We start from the raw sequence: 19,204 nt of genomic DNA on the forward strand, positions 1-19,204 counted from the left end.
GAGGTGACCTGCTGACTGGCCGTTCATCGTTGTCCTCGTTATTGGCTTGGGACATTGGTATCATTTTGGTCTCACCTTCGAGGGCAAGGCATGAACGCAGCGGTCGACCTATTCAAGACGGATTCCCAGGGCAGTCGGCTGGAGGCCCTGAATGCCTGGGTGGCCGAAGTCGCCGCACTGACCCAGCCCGACCGCATCCACTGGTGCGATGGCAGCGACACCGAAAACGCCGCGCTGGTCCGGCAGATGCAGGCCGATGGCAGTCTGTTGCCGCTCAATGCCGACACCCATCCCAACAGCTGGCTGCACCGCTCCAGTCCCAGCGATGTGGCGCGGGTCGAACATCTGACCTTCGTCTGCACACCCCAGCAGGAAGACGCCGGCCCCAACAACCACTGGATGGCCCCGGCCGAGGCGCATGCGAAGATGGATGCGCTGTTCGCCGGTTGCATGCGCGGCCGGACCCTGTACGTGGTGCCTTATTGCATGGGGCCCATCGATTCGCCGCTGGCGCGCTGCGGCGTGGAGATTACCGACTCGCCCTATGTGGTCGCCAACATGCGCATCATGACCCGCATGGGCGCTGCGGCGCTGGCGCGCATCGAGCGGGAGGGCGAGGCTGGCGGCGCGTTCGTGAAGGGCCTGCATTCCATCGGCGAGCTGGATCCGGACCGCCGCTTCATCATGCATTTCCCCGGGGAACTGACCATCAAGAGCTACGGCTCCGGCTATGGCGGGAATGCCTTGTTGGGCAAGAAGTGCCATGCGCTGCGCATCGCCTCGCACCAGGCCCGTAGCGAAGGCTGGTTGGCCGAGCACATGCTGATCGTCGGCATCGAGAACCCGCAGGGCGAGACCCATTACATCGCCGCGGCGTTCCCGTCGGCCTGCGGCAAGACCAACCTGGCCATGCTGATTCCGCCGGAAGGCTATCGCCAGGCCGGTTGGAAGGTATGGACGATAGGCGATGACATCTGCTGGATGCGCCCCGGTGCCGACGGCCGTCTGTATGCGATCAACCCGGAAGCAGGCTTTTTCGGCGTGGCGCCGGGCACTTCGCAAAAGTCCAATCCCAACGCGCTGGCCAGTATCGGCCGTGACACCATCTTCACCAATGTCGCGGTGACCGAAGACAACCAGCCGTGGTGGGAAGGCCTGGACAAGCGCACGCCCAAGCGGGATTGGCAGGGCCGCTCGTTCGACCCGGTCAACGGCCCGGCCGCGCATCCCAACTCGCGCTTCACCGTTTCGGCCAGGCAATGCCCCAGCTATTCGCCGCGAGCCGAAGATCCCCAGGGCGTGCCGATTTCGGCCATCGTGTTCGGCGGCCGCCGCGCCTCGCTGGTGCCACTGGTGTTTGAGGCGCGCGACTGGACCCACGGGGTGCTGGTGGGGGCGGCGATGGGCTCGGAAACCACCGCTGCTGCCACCGGCGCGGTTGGCGTGATGCGCCGCGACCCGATGGCGATGAAGCCTTTCTGCGGCTACAACTTCGCCGACTATTTCGCGCACTGGCTGTCGTTCGACCAGGCCGGCGCCAAGCTGCCGAAGATCTTCCACGTCAACTGGTTCCGCAAGGGCGACGACGGCCAGTTCCTGTGGCCGGGTTTCGGCGACAACCTGCGCGTACTGGAATGGATGATCAAACGGGTCAAGGGGCAGGCCGAAGCGGTGGAAACCCCCATCGGCTACCTGCCCGACGCCGATACGCTCAATCTGCAGGACCTGTCGCTGTCCGACGAAGCCCGGGTCAAGCTGTTCTGGTTCGACCAGGAAGGTTGGCGGGCGGAGTTCGACGGTATCGGCCAATTCCTGGCCGAGTTCGGCGCGCGCACCCCGCAGGCGCTGAAGGACGAACAGCGGCGCATCGCCGCCCTGCTGGCTGGTTGAAGCGCGCCCGGCTATCGCGGTCCGGACCGCCGCGATAGCCGCAGGTCGGGGACCGTTTCCCTGGCGCTGTTTCGGTGGGCGGTGCGGCGCCGGCCTGCCGGAAGAGGCATTACCGGAACCGGTCCATTCCCGCGCCGAAATCCGGATGACCGTTTAAACCACGCGGCCCGCAGCGACATCCAAGTCGTTATGCTGAACCCAGCCGTGAGCGACTTCATGACCGATACGACCGCCGCCGAGGCGGCCGCCGAAACCGATGCCGCGCTGGCGCGTTCGGCGGCGGCCGGCGATGTCCCGGCTTTCGAGCGCCTATATCGCCGTCACGCCGGCCGGGTGCATGGCGTGATCGTGCGGCTGGTGGGCGGGCAGGGCGTGCGCGCCGAGGACCTGACCCAGGAAGCCTTCGTGCGCGCCTGGCAGGCGCTGCCGAAATTCCGTTTCGAAAGCGCGTTCGCGACCTGGCTGCACCGGCTGGCGGTCAACACCGCGCTGATGGAACTGCGAAGCCGGCGCAGCCTGCCTCGTTTCGATGACGATGATGAAGCGCTGGATGATTTCGGTACGCCCGACTCGGCCGGGCAGGGTACTGCGCTGTCGCTGGACCTGGAGCGCGCTGTCGCGGCGCTGCCGCCGCGCGCCCGCGCGGTGCTGGTGCTGTACGACGTGGAAGGGTGGAAACACGAAGAGATTGCCGGCGAGCTGGGCATGGCGGTGGGCAGTTCCAAGGCCCAGTTGCACCGCGCACGCCACCTGCTGCGCGAACGTTTGGGAGTAGAAGCATGAACACGCAAGACGAATCGCTGCGCTGGCGCCTACGGGCAATGCGCGAGGACATGGCGCCTTCCCGCGATCTATGGCCGGATATCGCGGCCCGTATCGCCGAGGCGCCGCAGTCGCCCATCCAGCCGGTGGAACCGATCACCCGGTCCCATCGCATCATGCCCTGGGCGATGGCGGCCTCCGCGCTGCTGGCGCTGGGTCTGGCCTGGCAATTGGGGGTGATGAAACCGCATGCCGAACCGTTGCTCCAACGCGAAGCCGCTTCACTGACGCGCGACTACCAGGGCGCCGTGGCCGAACTGGAAAGTGCCGGAACGCCACCGGAAATCGCCCCCGCGCTGGCGGCGCTGGATCGCAGCGCCGCCCAGATCCGCAGCGCCATCGATGCAGATCCCAATGCCCGATTCCTGCTGGACCAGTTGCGGCGCACCTACGCGCGGCGCCTGGCGCTGACCCAGCGCGCCGTGATGACTTGAGGACTCCACCATGTTCCGTTCCCTGCTTGTTGCCGCGGCGCTGACCGCAACCGCATTGGCCCCCGATGCCATCGCGCAGAGTGCCATCGACCAGACCCGCCCACTGGATGCACGCGGGCGTATCGATATCGACAACGTCAAAGGCCGCATCGAAGTCCGCGCCTGGGACCGCGATGAAGTGAAAATCACCGGCACGCTGGGCGAAGGCGTCGAAAAGCTGGTGGTCGAGGGCGACCGCCGGCATCTGCTGGTACGGGTGCAGTACCCCAGGGGCAGCGGCTGGGGCGGCAGGCAAGCCGGCTCCACCGATCTGCGCCTGACCGTGCCGGTCCGGGCCGAACTGGACATCGAATCGGTATCCGCCAACGTCGACGTTTCGGGCGTCGCCCCGCGCCAGCTTTCCATCGACACGGTCAGCGGCGATGTGATCGCCATTGGCGCACCAGCCAAGGCCGATATCGAGGCGGTCAGCGGCAGCCTCAATCTGACCCTCAACAGCGGCGACGTCGTTGCCGAAACCGTCAGCGGCGACATCCGCCTGCAAGGCCGCCTCAACGGCGACATCAGCACCGAAACCGTCTCCGGCAGCATCCTGGTCGCCGTCAACGGCGAGCGCGTCAAGGAACTGAGCGCCAGCACCGTCAGCGGCAGCGCGAACGTCTCCACGGGGCTGGCGACCAACGGCAAAATCAAGATGGAATCGGTCAGCGGAAACCTGACCCTGCGCCTGCCCAGCGACGCATCCGCACAGGTGCGCGGCGAAAGCTTCAGCGGCCGGCTCAAGGCGACCGGCGTCACCATCGAAAAGCGCCGCGGCCCCGGTTCCAGCTTCCAGACCCGCTACGGCAGCGGCGACGGCGACATCAGCGTGACCACATTTTCGGGGAATGCGGAGGTGCGGGTGGAGTAGCATCTCTATAGACCGTTCCCCGCTATCCTGGTAGCGCTAGAGCATTTTCGTTTCAGGCCATAACATATCGTCTGGAGCCGCCCCCTTCCCTTTGGGGCAAGGAGTCCAAAGGGTGGATGAGGGAATGGCATTGATTCACTATTCGCGTTTTTTGCAAGCGGACATTTTCTTCTTTCATCCGTCCCTGTCCGTCACCTTCTCCCAAAGGGAGAAGGGAAAGGCGTGTTGTTTCGAAGGAATCCGGCCTGGCGAGGGCGACGAATCAATACTTGAAATGAAAATGCTCCAGCTACGGTCATGTTCATGAGATTACGAATGTTGTCGGAAATGCGTATCGGATAGCTTCAACGCACGCTCGTTTGCTGGCCAACAGAATGCAGTTGACGGAGTAAAGGATGTCTCCATTCGGGATACGGGGAGTCGAGGTGTGAAAATCGAAGGAGTAGAGGCGCTATTTCACGAGGGGCGGTACAGCCAGGTCGAAATGCTGGCGCGAAAAGCGCTAGCGGACATGCAGAATGGGGATGTGGGCGCTTCGTGGCTGAGCCTGCTTGCCTTCAGCCTTGCGGCACAGGCACGCCCACAGGAGGCGCGGGAGATATTCGCGAGACTTGCCCGGCAGCAGGCGCACGAACCGGTGCACTTGCTCAATCTTGGTAACGCCTGTCTTGAGGTGGGAGATCCACAGGCAGCCGTCGAAGCATTCGAGCGGGCACATTCAATGGGTGCAGAGGGGACCGCCTACTTGCTTGGATATGGTTTGGCTTTGCTCGCCTGCGCGAAGTTCGATCAGGCACGAGAACTGCTGGCTGAGGCGCATGCGCTGGAGCCTGATGCAGTGGACGTGCGTCTGGCGTACGCGCAATGCTTGGCCGAACTGGAATACTTCGACCGGATAGAGGGACTTGTTGGGTCCTTGAAAGAGGATGCGCTGACACAGGAGCAACGGCGAGTGTTGGCATGGCTGTTGGCGCAGGCAGGCGATGATGAACGAGCCGTAGCTGCATACCAACGTTTGCTCATTGCGGATGCAGATGATGTGGAGTCACGGATAAAGTTGGGGCTGTTATTCGAACGGCTGAATCGCCTTGACAAAGCTGAAGCGCTGCTACTGCACAAATCGGTCGCCCAGGCACCTATCGATGCCATGAAGGCATTGGCGCTGGGAAGGCTGCGACGAAGATTGGGAGACGGTGCAGGTGCTGCCGTGTTGCTGGAGCAGGGGAGAGCGCTTGCATCGGGAGGCGCAATGATGGCCCAGATCCACTTTGAGTTGGCCAAGTGCTATGACGGTACGGACCAACCTGACGCTTGCATGGCCGCGCTTGCTATTGCGCACGAGCAGGCGGAAGTGGCGTTCCAACAGCGCTTTCCAAATGTGTCGCGCTACGACGTTCTAGGATGGCTGAAAGAGCGGGTCGAACATGATGCGCCCGTAGCTTGGCAGATGCCTATCGAGGATGGGACTGCACAAGACCCAGTATTCCTGGTCGGATTTCCGCGCTCTGGCACGACGTTGCTTGAGCGCGTACTTGATGCCCATCCAGCCCTGAGTGTGCTGGACGAACGGCCAGCGCTGGAGGCTGCCATTGCCGAGTTGTGGCGGTTGCCCCGCTGGCGCGACCAGAGCCTGTCTGATGCATTGGATGGCCTCGATCCCGCAGTACTTCATACTGCCCGGAGCATCTACTGGCGGGAGGTGGAGCGGCATGTCGTGCCGCATGGAAGGCTGGTGGACAAGTACCCACTCTATTTGACGCGAGTGCCGTACGTAGCGCGGCTGTTTCCCAGAAGCGTCTGGTTGCTGCTGCTACGCCACCCCTGTGATTGCGTACTCAGCTGCCATATGCAGGCATTTGGAATGAATGGTGGGGCGCTTGTTTTTCGAACCATTGAAACAACGGCCGAGGCATATGCGGCCGCAATGGAGCATTGGGAATCGCAGATATCAAGAACGCCCATGCCGGTGCATACATTGCGCTACGAGGATCTGGTGACGGATTTTCACGGTCAGTTGGACCGTGTGATGGCCTTTTTGTCACTTGCGCGGACAGCTACGCAGGATGACTTCAGCATGAAGGCGGCTCATCGCGATCGACGAATTAATACCCCCAGCTATTCGCAGGTGATACAGCCAGTCAATTCGTCAGCGATCGGCCGCTGGCAGCGCTACCGGCGATATTTCGGCGAACGTACGCTCGGCCTGTTGCGTCCTTGGGCGGAGCGCTACGGCTATAGCCTGGAATGATGCTGCGGGAAACGTAGGTAAGTGGACAGGATGTATTTGTCCTGGCTTGGAGAAGGCAGGCCTTGATGCGCGTACATCCAGTACGGTGGAAACATCAGTAGCCGTCCGGCACGTGGCGACACGCTGATGTCCAATCCAGGAAACCACGTCTGGCCGCCATCCTCCACATCGTTGAGATACCAGAGGAACACTAGATAGCGGTCGCAAACTTCGTTGATCGAATCAAAGTGGGTCTGGAATTGTTCTTCACCATCCGCGTTGTAGCGTTTAAGAATTAGCGGACTAAGCAATGGGCTGTCCGGCACAGGAATCGGCAGCCCGACGTCCTGATTGTAGCGCTTCAGTTGTTCGCTGATCTGCGATCGAAAGAAAGCCAGGAACGCATTATCGGACAAACGACTGACATCCAGTTCAGTCCAGGCACTGTTCTCCAGTCCCGGACGCACGCCGCGACCATTGCGTACCTGGAAGCGCGCCAGCGTATTAAATGAGTCGATCAGCCGGCGGCAAAGGTCCGCCGGCAGATTGTCGTCATAGCAGCGGACAAAATGCCGCAGCGTCGGTGCACTGGACATAACCGCTGCGGCATCTACCGCAGCGGTCGTCTGCTTCTTCAGCCCGTCAGAAACGGGCTGTCCAGCGCATCCAGTAGAACCGGCCGATGGCATCGTAGGTCCGCATGTCGGTGGAGGCGTTGAAACCAGAATAGACCAGTGGCGGCTGACGGTCGGTGAGGTTCCGCACGCCGATCTGGATCGAACTGTTGTTCAGACCTTCGAACCGATAGCCGATCTGGAAGTCGGTCTGAGTGAACGATGGTACGCGACGCTTTGCCACATAACCAGGCTCGGTAACGTCTGCCACATCCGGTGCTTCATAGACATGATGCACGTAACGAGTCGTCAAACTGGCACTAACATTACCAAGCCTCCAACTGATGTCGTTGAGGGCGCGCCAGCGGGCCAAGTTACCGAATCCAGAAGAGGTCGAGTCGACGAAAGTTCCTGCCAGTCCACTACTTTCCGGAATACCCGGGAAGGCACCTACGTCGCTGCTCGGGTCACCAGCCAATAGCCGTACGTCGTACTCAGCCAGATAGGTGCTGTCCAAGTTCCAGCTGAACCTGCCCCATGAGGTTTCCGGGAACAGATACCGCAGACCAATGTCGACGCCGCTCGTCTTCATCGTACCGAAGTTGCCGATGAGATTGGTCATCTGTGCAACATCGCCGCTATCATCGCGAACGAAGGTATCGCAGAACCGGCCGAAGCTATAGCACTGGTTCAGCATTACGTTTTCGGGCAAGTTGGTGATGAAGTCATCCAGCTTCACACGCCAGTAGTCGACCGTCACGCTGAAGCCTTCAAGCCAACTTGGGCTGTAGACGAAACCGTAGGTCAGCACGTCACCCTGCTCAGGCTGCAGATTGGGATTGGCAACTTGGAACGAGGTGACTTGGCTGTTGCTCTGGCGGAAGGAGCCGTCGGTGGGTACCCCGGCACAAGCACGAGGGTCCGCCGTCGCTTGACCGGTGTAACCGTTGCAAGGGTCGGTGTAGGTATTTGCGCTGGGGACGGTAGGTGCAAACAAGTCGCCAATGGTCGGAGCGCGGAATACGTCTGCATACGTGGCGCGAACCAATAGATCGGAAACCGGCTTCCATTCCACGCCGATCTTGGAATTGGTCGTATCACCGAAGTTGGAATAATCCGAATAGCGGGTGCCCAGAGATACGTTCAGCTTCTCGGCGAAAGGCATGTCAGAGAGCACAGGAATCAGCGCTTCGGCATAAATTTCGTTGACGTCGAACGAACCGTTGATGTCGCCGAAGGTGCAAGCTTCCTGGGTGATCTTACAGACTGTTTCGCCCGGCGGAATGATGGTCAGGAAATCGCTGGAGGAACTTGCTGATTCCTCTCGCCTCTCCACCCCGACAGCCAATGACATCATGCCAGCGGGAAGTTCAAACAAATCGCCGGTGACGTTTGCGCTGAAGACCTTCAGCACATTCTCATTCGTGTTGTGGATGGTCGGATTGATCAAATCCAGCGCGGCCAACTGCGCCTGGCCAGCGGGCGTGTTCGGATCCGGTGCAGGTCCCATAAAGTTAACGGGCAAACAACCCGGAATGGCTGTTGCGGCGTCACCTGGAGTACGGACGCAGATCGGGTTGCCGGTTGCAGGGTCAATCATGGAAGGCCCCAGAGCCTCGGTCAAGGCGGGGCTGTACAGGTAACCACGTACCGTCGAAGACTGAGGAGTGCGACCGTAGCCATACGACGCGTCCCACGTCCAGCTACTATCGCCGAATGCTCCACGAAGGCCGGCCGTGATCTGGTACGTTTCTGTCTCGAAACGTGTGGTACGAGTCGGAATGAAGTCGCGCAGGCGCAGGCGGGCGTCGGTGATGTCTACACCGAAGGGGTTGTAGATGCTGTCCGCGCTGATCGGCACATTATCTACAGCGGCACGGCCATCGAACGGCAGTGGTGCGATAAAGAAAGCAGAGTCCGTGCGCAACCAGGAGCCGAGTAGGAAGGCCTCTACGTTGTCCGAGATCTGATAGTTTCCGCTCAAGAACAGCGCAGTGCGCTCCTGCGGCGTCAGGTTGAGGTTGCCGTCAGCCTGGAAGTTGTAGACATCAGCGGAGGGATTGAAACAGCGGAAGTCCGATTGCGACGAGCCGGGACTGCCATCGATGCGGGTCAATACTACATTGGATCCGGCTCCGCAATTTGGATCGGTAAGATCCACGCCAGTGGCGGCGGAGCGCGGCACGACATAGCGGCCGGTCAGGATGCGGCTGGTACCGCCAATGCCATGCTCACCGGCATACAGCTGGTAGGGTTGGCTGGAATAGGCGCGGTCAGCGGCGCTGACTGAATCTTCTTGGTCGTAACTGGCACCGAGCATCAGTCGCCCGCGCTCACCCGTCATGCCGAAGATGGCGTCATAGCGTTCCGTATTGGCGTCGCCACGTGAAGAAACACCATAGAAAGCGCTGGCTTCCAGCCCATCAAAATTCTTGCGAAGGATAAAGTTGACTACGCCGCCGATGGCGTCTGATCCATAAATCGCCGAAGCACCGTCCTTCAGAATCTCAACACGTTCGATTAGGCCCATCGGGATGGAGTTGATATCGACAGCACCGTTGGCATTGGAAACGGTACCGATCCAACGCCTGCCATCTACTAGGACCAAGGTCCGGTTCACGCCCAAGCCACGCAGATCTACGGTGGCCGCACCCGCGCCGCCACCGTTGTTCACCTGTGGATTGGTAGCTGCGCCAGAGATGGCTGGACTGCGCTGCAGGAATTCGCCTACGGTTGCAGCACCGGAATTCTCGATAGTCTGGCGATCAATCGTGAACACTGGGCTGGAGGTTTCCATGTCTGCGCGCTTGATGCGTGAACCGGTAACCTCGATGGTGTCCAGAGTCTTCGCTTCGTTGCTGGCTTCCTGTGCGAATACGGCCCCCGTACTGGCGATGCTGGCCGTACTCACAGCTAGGGCGAAGCTGATCGCCTCGCGCAGCTTTGTGGTCTTCTGGTTCATTCTCTCTCCGAGTGAGTCTAGTGCCTAGGGATGCCTGGCCGGCAGTCCAAATGCAGCCGCCAAGAAGCCAGGTTTCCCAATCATAGACTTGGTTTCAGAAGAATTAAAGTGTCGTTAATCTCCATAATTCATAGCATTTGAGCACTCATTCCCGATTTTATGAACCCGAACCGTTCAGGGAGTAAAAGCGATTAGGTTGGCGCACCGCGTGGCCCCAGAAGATTGCCCATGCAAAAGATCAGGCCGGTCGCTGGCCAAGCTAGGCTGCACTCTTTAGCTCGGCGGCGGGAGGGTGTCATGGTCAAGGGTATGGTGATTCAACGGCGGGGCTTGATAGCTGGAGCAGGGGCCTGCTGCAGCGCAGCGCGATGCTGGAATGCCTGGGACCGGGGTTGTGACGGATGAGGTCTGTGGCCAGACGAGCCGAACAGGCGGACTCGCGACCTGCCCGCTATTGGAGGATTCGATCGAACTGCCGACGCCGCGGTGCTGGTGCACATTCGCTGGTGCGACTCATGGTTTGATTCGCAGGCCCGGTCAAGTCTGGCTCGGAGCGTGCTGCGTCTGTCTGGCAGACCTCGATCCTGCCCGTGACAAGCTCGTCTGGCGGCCAATTACCCATTCAGCTTCACGGCCTGGTCCCGCGGCACGCTTTCGCGGCGGTTTCGGCTTGCCCCGGTGCAGGATGGTGACCCCTTCGACCTCGCGGCCGCGATAGCCAGGATCCACGACCGCCGTCTTCGGCTTCTGCCCGCTAACGAGCCCGAGCTGCTCAAGCTGTTCTTCCAGCATGTGGCCGTCGCATGGGGTGCCTGCAAACCTCCGTGCGCCGACCACCAGCCCCTTCCGGCGGGGCACGGCAATGCCCACCTTCACCGAACTCGTACGGCTTGCGCGCCTTGCCTTTGCCGATGCACTTCACCTCCGGCGCGTGCAGCGCATACAGCTTGCCGCTGTCCTTCGGACGCTGGCTCCGGACCCGCTCAGCCTGCTCCAGCCAGACCTGCATCTGGTCGAGGGTGGTTGCATCGAGGGTGTCCAACTGCCGCCCGATATCCCGGGTCACTCGGCCCAGCAGTGTGCGCTGGCGCGCAACGCCCGACGCATCCGCTTGAACCGGCGCGCGTGCGCGTGCCGCCCGGCCTTCCTGGCCAGACCGGAAGCTTCACGGTCGTAGGCCTGCCCAGCCTTATCCCGTTGCGCCGGCTCAGCAGTGCCAGCTTCTTGCGCGCCATTTCCAGCAGCCGGCTATCGGTCGGGTGGGTGATGGCCTTCCTCCTGTACCGTGGTATCCACCATCACCCGCGACGGTTCCCGGGTATCGACCGCCTTCATCGACCGTGCCGCAGCAATCGTCTGCGCCAGCAACTCTTCCATCCCTACCTCGCCCAGCCGCTGACGCCAGCGCGTGAGCGAACTCGGGTTGCACGGTAGCTTCGTCTGGAACACCACCCGGTGAAGAGCTGCCAGTACGGGTTCTCCAACCAGCGCACGCAGACATCCTCGTCCGACAGATCGTAGGCGTGCTCGATGAACGCTGGATTCGACGTGATTCAATCGCCATGTGAATCGAAAGTCAAAACGCCCGTTGCGACTCTATGGAAGACTGGTGATGTCGTTCGAGAGCTTCATTCACAAGAGATGCCCGAATCCATCAGCATCTGTTTGAGGCCGTCCATCTGCGTGCCGTAGCGCTTCCATCTGCCCAGGGCTGAACGGTAGATACCTTCGCGTACCTGTACGGCACTGGCGGTGGCAACTGGTGCGGCGTTTTTCTCGAAGCGTCGACAGGCCTCATCCCAAGGTAGGTTGCAATGGGAAAGTAATTTCCTGATGTTTGCCTCCTGCTCCTCGACCAGAGATTCGTAGCGAACTTGCAATATCCTGCCGGGGAGGGCTTGGTCCCAATGCGCCATCAGCCGATCGAACAGAATGTAGTAGTTGCCCGTGTCCATTAGATCGTAGGAATAGTCGAAATACGGAGATTCGGGTGCGAATAGCTGTCTGAAATTGCTTAGGCAAGTGTCCATGGGATTGCGCCTCACGCACACGATTTTCGCGTTTGGCAGCGACATGGCGATGTACCCCAGGTACATGAAGTTGTGCGGAAGCTTGTCGGTGAAGAATGGGGACGAGCCCACTAGTGGCTTGGTGCTGGCCAAGTAGGCTGCTCCCAATCTCTCCCAGTCAATATCCGTGGCTTTGGAAATGTGTTCGGGATTGAACATCTCGAATCCTGGCCCACCTAGTGCCCTTTTCCAGGCGGAGGGAAAGCAGTGCAGTTCGCCGGCTGAATGTACAAGCGGATGGCTGGACAGGATCCTATCCACCAGCGTGGTACCGCTACGGGGCATGCCGACTATGAAGATCGGCCCTTCCTCGCTGCAACCTGTGGGAGACAAGGCTGCTTCTGCCCATGGGAAGTTGCAGGCCAGCGCGTTGAATAACGCGTTCTCTCGCTCCCTCGAATATCCCAGCAGAGATTTTGGCGTATGCTTGCCAATGGAGTAGTGGTTGAAGGCTTTTTCGTACTCCCCTATGTCTTCCAATTCTTTGGCCAAGGCCATGTTCAAGTAAGTTGTGGCGGTCACTCTGCCGACTACACCGGCAATGAGCCTGGAAAGCCTCGGGATATGATTGGAGGCAATGGTTTGCTTGCGGATTTGTGCCAGAGAATGATGTGCCCTCCAATGATGAGGGTTGATGGCCAGACAGGCTTCGAGTTCGTGTTCGGCTTCCTCCAGTCTGCCGAAGAATGTCAGGGTCGTACCCAGGTTGAATCTGAATCCATCGTTCGTCGGCGTGATGCCGACCGCACGCTGGAATGCAATCAATGCGTTGGCGTGAGCATGGCATTGGCTGAAGATCACGCCAAGAGTGTCGTGAGCCAGGGCGTCTCCGGGGGCCACCCTTTCCATTGCGCGCTCGGCTTCCTGCAGCGCTGCGCCATAGTCCTGTAGCGAAGCATGGGTCCGGGCTAGGAGCAGTCTGAATTCCATGCGAGAGCCGTCCAGTGCCGCTGCCCGTTTCAGGTGGCCCAACGCTGAGAGGTTTTCATTGCGCTCTAGCAGTGACACGCCGGCAATGTAATGCGCGTCAGGATCCTGCGGCGAGCTGTCCAGTACTCTGGCTGCCAACGCTCCGGCTTGTTCCCAGCGGCACTGCTGCAGGGCGACGATCGCCTGCTGAATATCCGGATGCATCTGATGAATTCCTGTAGTCGTTGAATCGCATCCACTGAGGACTGTCATGCGGGCATCGGCCGTGTGATGAGTCATGCATGCTTCCCGCATTGTGCCAAACACTGGCCGCGGCAGATCGAACCCAAGGTCGCATTCGAACTCGCACTGCGCCTAACCCGGGACTTCACCGGTGTTGAGAGCACGTGGCTGGCTTCTTTTCTGGCGGCAAAAAACTACAGCCCCTTGCGGGGCTGTAGTCGATGCAAACAACCTCTGATGCTATAGCAGGATCAGAACTTCTGCTGGTAACGGGCGTAGAGGAAGCGACCCAGGTCGTGACCGCCGTAGAACGAAAAGCCAGAAGCCGGGCTGGTGAAGAAGATCGGTGGATCCTTGCCGAATACGTTGTTGGCGCCGATCGCGATCCGTGCGTTCCATGGGGCAGACCAGCTTACCTGCAGGTCGTGGAAGGTGACCGAGCCAACACGGTTCATTGGAACGACTGAGCCCTGAGTCCATGGGGCCTGGTAATTCGGGTGCGAGCAATGCTCGTCGAAAAAGCACTCTTCCTTGGCGCCGGAATTATAGCGCATGCCCCAGGTGACGCCGAAATCGTTGAGAGTCCAACCCAGGTTCAGGTTGGAGCGGATGCGGAAATTGACGCCGTTGTTGTCCGCGATGCCGTTGCTCTGTTCCGGGACGGTGTCTGCATCATTGGTCGACTTGAGTTCGTAGAGGCTGACGTAGGTCGTTGACCACTTCGCGTTGAATCGACCGTAGTCGGTATCCAGAACGTAGTTCAGATCCAGGTCGTAACCTTCGGTCTCGGTGTAGCCGGCATTGCGGCCACCATACGACAAGTTGGTGACGATGTTGCCGAGGGCCGGATCACGCGAGAACAGGCCGCAACGGCTTTCGATCAGCGCCACGTAGCAGTCGCTCAGAATGTCGTTCGGGTGATCGGAAACGACCGTGTTGTTGATCCTGATGTTCCACCAGTCCAGTGCAACGGTCAGGCCCTGTGCAAAGCTGGGGCTGTACACGAAGCCGACGGTCTTCGACTTGGAGAATTCCGGTTCCAGGAAGGGGTTGGAACCCGAGCGGAATGGTACCGGAGTCTGGGCGGCGGGTGTGTCGGTGACTTCGAAGCCCTGCTTCAGCTGGCGGTAGTCGGCAGGCACGTCCTGGAGACAGCGGGGCGAACCGGCGGCGTCTCCAAAAACGCTGTCGCAAGGGTCACGGAAGCCCGTGGTAAAGGTGTCCGTAGTGCCGCCGTACAGGTCGCCGATGGTCGGGGCGCGGAAGCCCTCGGACCAAGTAGCCCGGACCAGCAGATCGTCGATCGGACGCCACTTCAGGCCGAACTTGTTATTGGTGGTGTCGCCGAAGGTGTCGAAATCCGAGTAACGGGTGGCCACGCTCAGGGACAGTTCCTTGGCGAAGCTGAGGTCGGCCAGAATCGGGATGTTCAACTCGGCATAGACTTCATCCAGCGAGTATGAACCATAGGTCGGACCAGAAGCTAAGTTGGTGGAGTTGCCCGACTGCGCAATGGCGTCCGGAGTGAAGCCACCTTCTTCCTTGCGGTGTTCGACACCCACCGCGAAGGCCAGGTCGCCGGCCGGCAGCGTCCACAGCGAACCCGTCAAGTTGGCGAAGTAGTTGTTGGTCTCGGTTTTGCCCAGCGCGTGTTCCTGCTTGTACAGGAACGCCTGCACTGCTGGATCCTCCAGCGAGTTGGCCACTGCGCCAGTGCCGAAGCCGGCAAACGGGTTCCACGGCACACAACCGGCGATGACGCTGTCCGGCGCCCCGTTCTGGCCCTGGGTACCGCAGACGATCTGGCCCTGAGAATTCATGAACGACGGACCCACCGCCAGGCGGATGTTGGGGATATACAGGTTGCCGTTGTTGATGATCTGGAGGTCGTTCTCGTTGTACATGTAGCCGGCATCCCAGTCGAAATACCGGTCACCGATGTTGAACGAGCCTTCCAAAGCCGCGGTGAAGCGCCAAGTGGTCTGATTGGTGTCCGTGGTGCGCGGCACTTCCCATCCACGGCGACGCCAGTTGACCGGGTCGGTACCGCCAGTCGGGTTGAAATAGCTGGCGGCGGACATTGGGGCCTGGATGGCGGCAGCTTGGGACTGGGTCGGATAACCGGCGATCTGACGGAACGACTGGCGTTTGGTGTAGCCCAGGTCGGTAACGAAACGGACCTTATCCGTCAAATCGTAGTTTGCGCTGACGAACAGTGAACGGCGTTCGAGCGGAGTGAGCGTATGCATCTGGTCGCTCGGCTTGCTGGTGTCATCCGCCGTCTGGTTGTGCCAACCACCGGGACCCAGCGCATCGCTGCCACGATCGGCGACCTGCCAGGGGCCGGTGCTGCCGACGCGCCAATTGCCCCACTGGCCGACGACCGTGGTGCTGTACTGCGGGTAGCCCGGATAGCTGTCGTTGGTAAACCAGCGGTCGCGAGCCCAGACACCGTCTTCCTTGTGGTACTCGGCCCCGATGGTGAGCGAACCGCGATCGCCTGCCATGCCGATCATGAAGTCGTAGGTCTGTTTCTGCCCATCGCCCTCGTCGTACTGGCCAAAGTAGACATTGGCTTCGGCGCCTTCAAAGTTCCGGCGAGTGATGATGTTGATCACACCGGCCATGGCATCGGAGCCATAGATAGAGGAAGCGCCGTCCTTCAGGACATCGATGCGCTCAACCACGACAGACGGTATGGTGGAAACGTCTTGGAAACCATCGGGGCTGATGCCCAATCGCTTGCCATTGAGCAGCACCAAGGTGCGCTGAGCCCCGAGGTTGCGCAGGTCGATGTATTGGCCACCGGCTTCCTGGTTGGCCGTCAGCGGCGAGGTGCGACTGAAGGTTGGATTGCCCGCGGAACTGATGTTTTGCAGGATGTCGGCAACGGTGTTGAAGCCACCGGCCTGGATATCTTCGCGACTGATCGTCAGGACCGGCTGCGCGTTCTCAAGTTCGACCTGGCGGATGCGGCTGCCGGTAACTTCAATGCGGTCCAGCGTGGTTGTTTCCGTTGCTTCCTGGGCAATGGCAGCGCCAATACCTGCGGACGAAACTGTTCCGACCGCAAGCGCGAAGGTAATCGCGTCACGGAGTTTGGTGGTGTTGCAGTTCATTCTCTCTCTCCCGAATAGGGGTGAACACTTAGGTAGCCCTCAGCACAACCAAACGTTGAAAGCTGCAAAGTGAGGGGTGACCGGATACTAGTCGGATTCGGAGAGGAATTAAAGTCTTGTAAAGATTTAAGAATAACGACGTAAATTTGACACCGCGGCCGCGGGGTCGAGTTAACCCAATGGGGATGCCTGCAATGCTGCGCTACGACGCCAACGAGAAGGCAGCGGGTGCTCCGACCCTACGGCAGGGTATGTCCCGCCTCAGAGGTCCTGCTCGTACCGAACGTAAGGCACGGTGCCTTCGTCGACATTCTCATTATTCAGTGAGAATGGATTCTTGCCGCGGGTGACGACGTTTTCGGCGCCCACGGTGAGTTGGCCGCTCCAGGGGGTGCGCCAGGTGACGCCCAGGCCCAGGCCTTCCCATTTGCCGGGTTGGCCGGGGACATCGACGACACGGCCGATGATGTTGGCGCTGAATGGGCCGTAGCCGCCGCCGATGCTCAGACTCTTGCTGTTCCAGTTGTCGGCCAGGGCGGGGACATCGGCGGGCGAAACCAACCGGGCACGGGCGACGGTGCCGCCGATGGAAACGAAGCCTTCGGTGCCGATGTCCTTCTGGCCGAACACGGCCAGATCGCTCTGTTCGATGCGGTTGCCGGCATTGCGGCCCGACGACAACCAGGCGGGCAGCGTGTCGCGGCCGGTGCCGACCGACAGCCCCAGCCGGCCGCCAGGGCGCGCCAGCGCCGCGCCAGCGCTGGCGCGCTGGCTGAGCGGGTTGTTGTCGTCGCCGTCGCCCAGGGTGGCCAGCATGCAATGGCTGGCGAGATTGCCGATGCTGCCCACAATGCCGCTCTGGCGATTGCAGACCAGGCCCAGTTCGTCGCCAGCACTAAGGCCAAAGGCGGTGGTCAGCGTGTTGCTGCCGAAGCGCCAGCGGGCGCCTGCGGTGGATTCGCCGGTGGGTTCCAGCAGCAGCACCGCTTCGACTTCGCCGCTGGTGTTGTTCCAGACAGGCAGTGCGGTGGCGTTGCGGGCGGAAGCAGGCTTGGCCTGGGTCCTGGATTGCGCATGCGCGCCCGCCGCCACGCCCAAGGCGAGCAACACAGCGAATGGCAATCGGAGGCAACGCAGGTTCATGGCTGGCTTCAGACTCCGTTTGACGGGCGGAGTTCCCCTGCTGAAGGGGAACCGATGCTATGCGATTTATGTTTCCTTAACAAGTCCCCGGGGTGTCGCAATCCCCTGTGCGACGGCTACTGAAGCCGGTCAGGAGCAGAAATTCCGACCGGCGGTAGGGCAAAGAGTTCCCCGATGTCTTCAGCGGAGAACAGGTAGCGCTGTCCACAGAATTCACAACGCACCTCGGCCATGCCATCGGACAGGGCTGCTGTGGCTTCCTCTTGCCCCAGCGATTGCAGCATGCCGGCTACCCGTTCGCGTGAGCAAGAGCAGGCAAAGCGAACTGGGCGCTCGGTCAGGATTTGCGGCAATTCTTCGTGGAACAGCCGGTGCAGCAGCAGAGCCGGGGGGGTGTCCAGCAACTCCACTTCGCCGAGCGTGTCGAACAGCGCCCCGGTACGGATCCAGCCGTCGGCGTCGCCTTCGTCGCCGGGCAGCTTCTGCAGCATCAGGCCGGCTGCGCGCTGGCCGTTGGCGGCCAGCAGCAGGCGAGTGGGCAACTGTTCGGACTGGCGGAAGTAGTCTTCGAACGCTTCCGCCAGCCTGCCCGCCTGCAGCGCCACCAGGCTCTGGTAGCGCTGCGGCTCGCGCGGGTCCAGTCCCGGGTTTTCGATGGTGATGGCCAGCAGCGCGTCCTGACCGAGACGGCGCAGGTCGCGCGGCGCATCCTGGCCTTGCGTCAGCTGGACGATGCCACGGATGGTCCCGGCGGCGGTGCATTCGGCAAACAGCGTGCGCAACGCGCCGTGGCTGCGCAGTTGCACCGACAGCCGGCCGTCCACCTTGGTATGCCCGGTGAACAACGCGGCCGCTGCACAGGCCTCGCCCAGCAGTTCAGTGGCGGCGGCCGGGTAGTCGGCGCGGGCAAGAATGGTCTGCCAGGTGTCGTGCAGATGCACGCTGACGCCGCGGACGCCTGCCTGGGGCAGCAGGAATCGGGTCAGACGATCGGTCGGGGGCGCGGTCACGGGAAATCCGGGGTTGGGTATGCGGGATAAGCGATGGCATCGGCATAATGACGCCGATGCGCAACGACGAAGGCCAATAGCATGGGGACGAACGATGCCCGCCTCAAGCCGGGGAAGGCATGAACGCGCGGAGAAACGCGGGAGGTTCCGGGCGCCTTCGCCGCTGGCTGCGCTGGCTGCTGGCGTTGCCCTTCCTTTTCGCCGCCGCCAGCGCGCTGCAGGTTGCGGTGCTGCGGTTCGTCGATCCGCCGTTCACGGCGTTCATGCTGGCCCGTCAGGCCGAGGCCTGGGGGCAGGGGCAGCGGTCGTTCCGGGTAGCCTACCAATGGCGGGATCTGGAGCGAATCTCGCCCCACCTGCCGCTGTCGATGGTGGCGGCCGAGGACCAGAATTTCGCCCACCACCATGGTTTCGACCTTCAGGCCATCGAGAAGGCCCGCATCAACAACGCCAAAGGGCGCAAAGTCCGCGGCGCCAGCACCATCACCCAGCAGGTGGCCAAGAACCTGTTCCTGTGGCAGGGCCGCAGTTGGGTGCGCAAGGGACTGGAAGCCTGGTATGCGCTGCTGATCGAACTGCTGTGGCCGAAGACCAGGATTCTGGAGGTCTATGCCAATGTCGCCGAGTTCGGCGATGGCGTTTACGGTGCGCAGGCGGCCGCCCGGCACTTCTGGGGCAAGGACGCCGCCGCCCTGTCCGCCGCCGAAAGCGCGCGGCTGGCGGCGGTGCTGCCGTCTCCGCGCCGGTACGATGCCCGGAACCCCGGTCCCTACGTGCAACGGCGCAGCCAGTGGATACAGCGGCAGGCCCGGCAGATCGGCGGCACCGGCTATCTCGAAACCCTGGAATGAC

Annotated in this window: 12 protein-coding genes and 1 pseudogene; 6 read left to right on the forward strand and 7 right to left on the reverse strand. The window is 61.3% G+C overall.

Annotated features, from left to right (window positions below):
* Positions 1 to 90: 90 nt before the first annotated feature.
* From CRO39_RS07130 to CRO39_RS07150, 5 genes are all read left to right on the forward strand, one after another.
* Positions 91 to 1,890, forward strand: a complete 1,800-nt coding sequence (locus tag CRO39_RS07130) for a phosphoenolpyruvate carboxykinase (GTP) (protein WP_097121172.1) — start codon at positions 91 to 93, stop codon at positions 1,888 to 1,890.
* Positions 1,891 to 2,106: 216 nt separating this feature from the next.
* Positions 2,107 to 2,673, forward strand: a complete 567-nt coding sequence (locus CRO39_RS07135; RefSeq protein WP_097121330.1) for an RNA polymerase sigma factor — start codon at positions 2,107 to 2,109, stop codon at positions 2,671 to 2,673.
* Positions 2,670 to 3,146, forward strand: coding sequence for a hypothetical protein (locus CRO39_RS07140; RefSeq protein WP_141400742.1), 477 nt, complete (start codon positions 2,670 to 2,672; stop codon positions 3,144 to 3,146). The genes CRO39_RS07135 and CRO39_RS07140 overlap by 4 nt, the downstream gene beginning before the upstream one ends.
* Before the next feature lie 10 nt (positions 3,147 to 3,156).
* Positions 3,157 to 4,056 carry a DUF4097 family beta strand repeat-containing protein gene (locus CRO39_RS07145; protein WP_097121174.1) on the forward strand — a complete coding sequence of 300 codons (900 nt, stop codon included), beginning with the start codon at positions 3,157 to 3,159 and terminating at the stop codon, positions 4,054 to 4,056.
* Between the two features lie 427 nt (positions 4,057 to 4,483).
* Complete coding sequence (locus tag CRO39_RS07150) at positions 4,484 to 6,304, forward strand: tetratricopeptide repeat-containing sulfotransferase family protein (protein ID WP_097121175.1); 1,821 nt, start codon at positions 4,484 to 4,486, stop codon at positions 6,302 to 6,304.
* Here the strand turns inward: CRO39_RS07150 and CRO39_RS07155 are convergent.
* From CRO39_RS07155 to hslO, 7 genes and pseudogenes are all read right to left on the reverse strand, one after another.
* A complete protein-coding gene (locus CRO39_RS07155) occupies positions 6,289 to 6,879 on the reverse strand; it encodes a 2OG-Fe(II) oxygenase (RefSeq protein ID WP_097121176.1) in 591 nt (196 codons plus the stop codon). The two genes, CRO39_RS07150 and CRO39_RS07155, sit on opposite strands and share 16 nt — an antisense overlap.
* 46 nt (positions 6,880 to 6,925) lie before the next feature.
* On the reverse strand, positions 6,926 to 9,859 hold the full coding sequence (locus tag CRO39_RS07160; protein WP_097121177.1) for a TonB-dependent receptor plug domain-containing protein: 2,934 nt from the start codon (positions 9,857 to 9,859) through the stop codon (positions 6,926 to 6,928).
* A 603-nt stretch (positions 9,860 to 10,462) separates the two neighbouring features.
* A pseudogene (locus tag CRO39_RS21190) lies at positions 10,463 to 11,394 on the reverse strand (IS5 family transposase); the annotation flags it as partial.
* 93 nt (positions 11,395 to 11,487) lie between these two features.
* Positions 11,488 to 13,062, reverse strand: a complete 1,575-nt coding sequence (locus CRO39_RS07170) for a tetratricopeptide repeat-containing sulfotransferase family protein (RefSeq protein WP_097121179.1) — start codon at positions 13,060 to 13,062, stop codon at positions 11,488 to 11,490.
* A gap of 269 nt (positions 13,063 to 13,331) precedes the next feature.
* Positions 13,332 to 16,199, reverse strand: coding sequence for a TonB-dependent receptor domain-containing protein (locus CRO39_RS07175; RefSeq protein WP_097121180.1), 2,868 nt, complete (start codon positions 16,197 to 16,199; stop codon positions 13,332 to 13,334).
* Positions 16,200 to 16,460: 261 nt separating this feature from the next.
* Complete coding sequence (locus CRO39_RS07180) at positions 16,461 to 17,306, reverse strand: XOO1806 family protein (RefSeq protein WP_176520172.1); 846 nt, start codon at positions 17,304 to 17,306, stop codon at positions 16,461 to 16,463.
* A gap of 152 nt (positions 17,307 to 17,458) precedes the next feature.
* Positions 17,459 to 18,352 (reverse strand): Hsp33 family molecular chaperone HslO, encoded by an 894-nt coding sequence (gene hslO, locus CRO39_RS07185; protein WP_097121181.1) that lies wholly within the window; start codon positions 18,350 to 18,352, stop codon positions 17,459 to 17,461.
* A 119-nt stretch (positions 18,353 to 18,471) separates the two neighbouring features.
* Between hslO and mtgA the strand changes: the two genes are divergently transcribed.
* Positions 18,472 to 19,203 (forward strand): monofunctional biosynthetic peptidoglycan transglycosylase, encoded by a 732-nt coding sequence (gene mtgA / locus CRO39_RS07190; RefSeq protein ID WP_097121182.1) that lies wholly within the window; start codon positions 18,472 to 18,474, stop codon positions 19,201 to 19,203.
* The last annotated feature ends 1 nt before the right edge of the window (position 19,204 follow it).

The organism is Pseudoxanthomonas wuyuanensis, assembly GCF_900215535.1.
Classification (GTDB): Bacteria; Pseudomonadota; Gammaproteobacteria; order Xanthomonadales; family Xanthomonadaceae; genus Pseudoxanthomonas_A; species Pseudoxanthomonas_A wuyuanensis.

Excerpts from the sequence above, each read along its gene's own strand:
- CRO39_RS07135 (WP_097121330.1), top strand. The coding sequence starts at position 2,107 with ATGACCGATACGACCGCCGCCGAGGCGGCCGCCGAAACCGATGCCGCG.
- CRO39_RS07155 (WP_097121176.1), bottom strand. The coding sequence starts at position 6,879 with ATGTCCAGTGCACCGACGCTGCGGCATTTTGTCCGCTGCTATGACGAC.
- CRO39_RS07170 (WP_097121179.1), bottom strand. The coding sequence starts at position 13,062 with ATGCATCCGGATATTCAGCAGGCGATCGTCGCCCTGCAGCAGTGCCGC.
- CRO39_RS07130 (WP_097121172.1), top strand. The coding sequence starts at position 91 with ATGAACGCAGCGGTCGACCTATTCAAGACGGATTCCCAGGGCAGTCGG.
- CRO39_RS07160 (WP_097121177.1), bottom strand. The coding sequence starts at position 9,859 with ATGAACCAGAAGACCACAAAGCTGCGCGAGGCGATCAGCTTCGCCCTA.
- CRO39_RS07145 (WP_097121174.1), top strand. The coding sequence starts at position 3,157 with ATGTTCCGTTCCCTGCTTGTTGCCGCGGCGCTGACCGCAACCGCATTG.
- mtgA (WP_097121182.1), top strand. The coding sequence starts at position 18,472 with ATGAACGCGCGGAGAAACGCGGGAGGTTCCGGGCGCCTTCGCCGCTGG.
- CRO39_RS07140 (WP_141400742.1), top strand. The coding sequence starts at position 2,670 with ATGAACACGCAAGACGAATCGCTGCGCTGGCGCCTACGGGCAATGCGC.
- CRO39_RS07175 (WP_097121180.1), bottom strand. The coding sequence starts at position 16,199 with ATGAACTGCAACACCACCAAACTCCGTGACGCGATTACCTTCGCGCTT.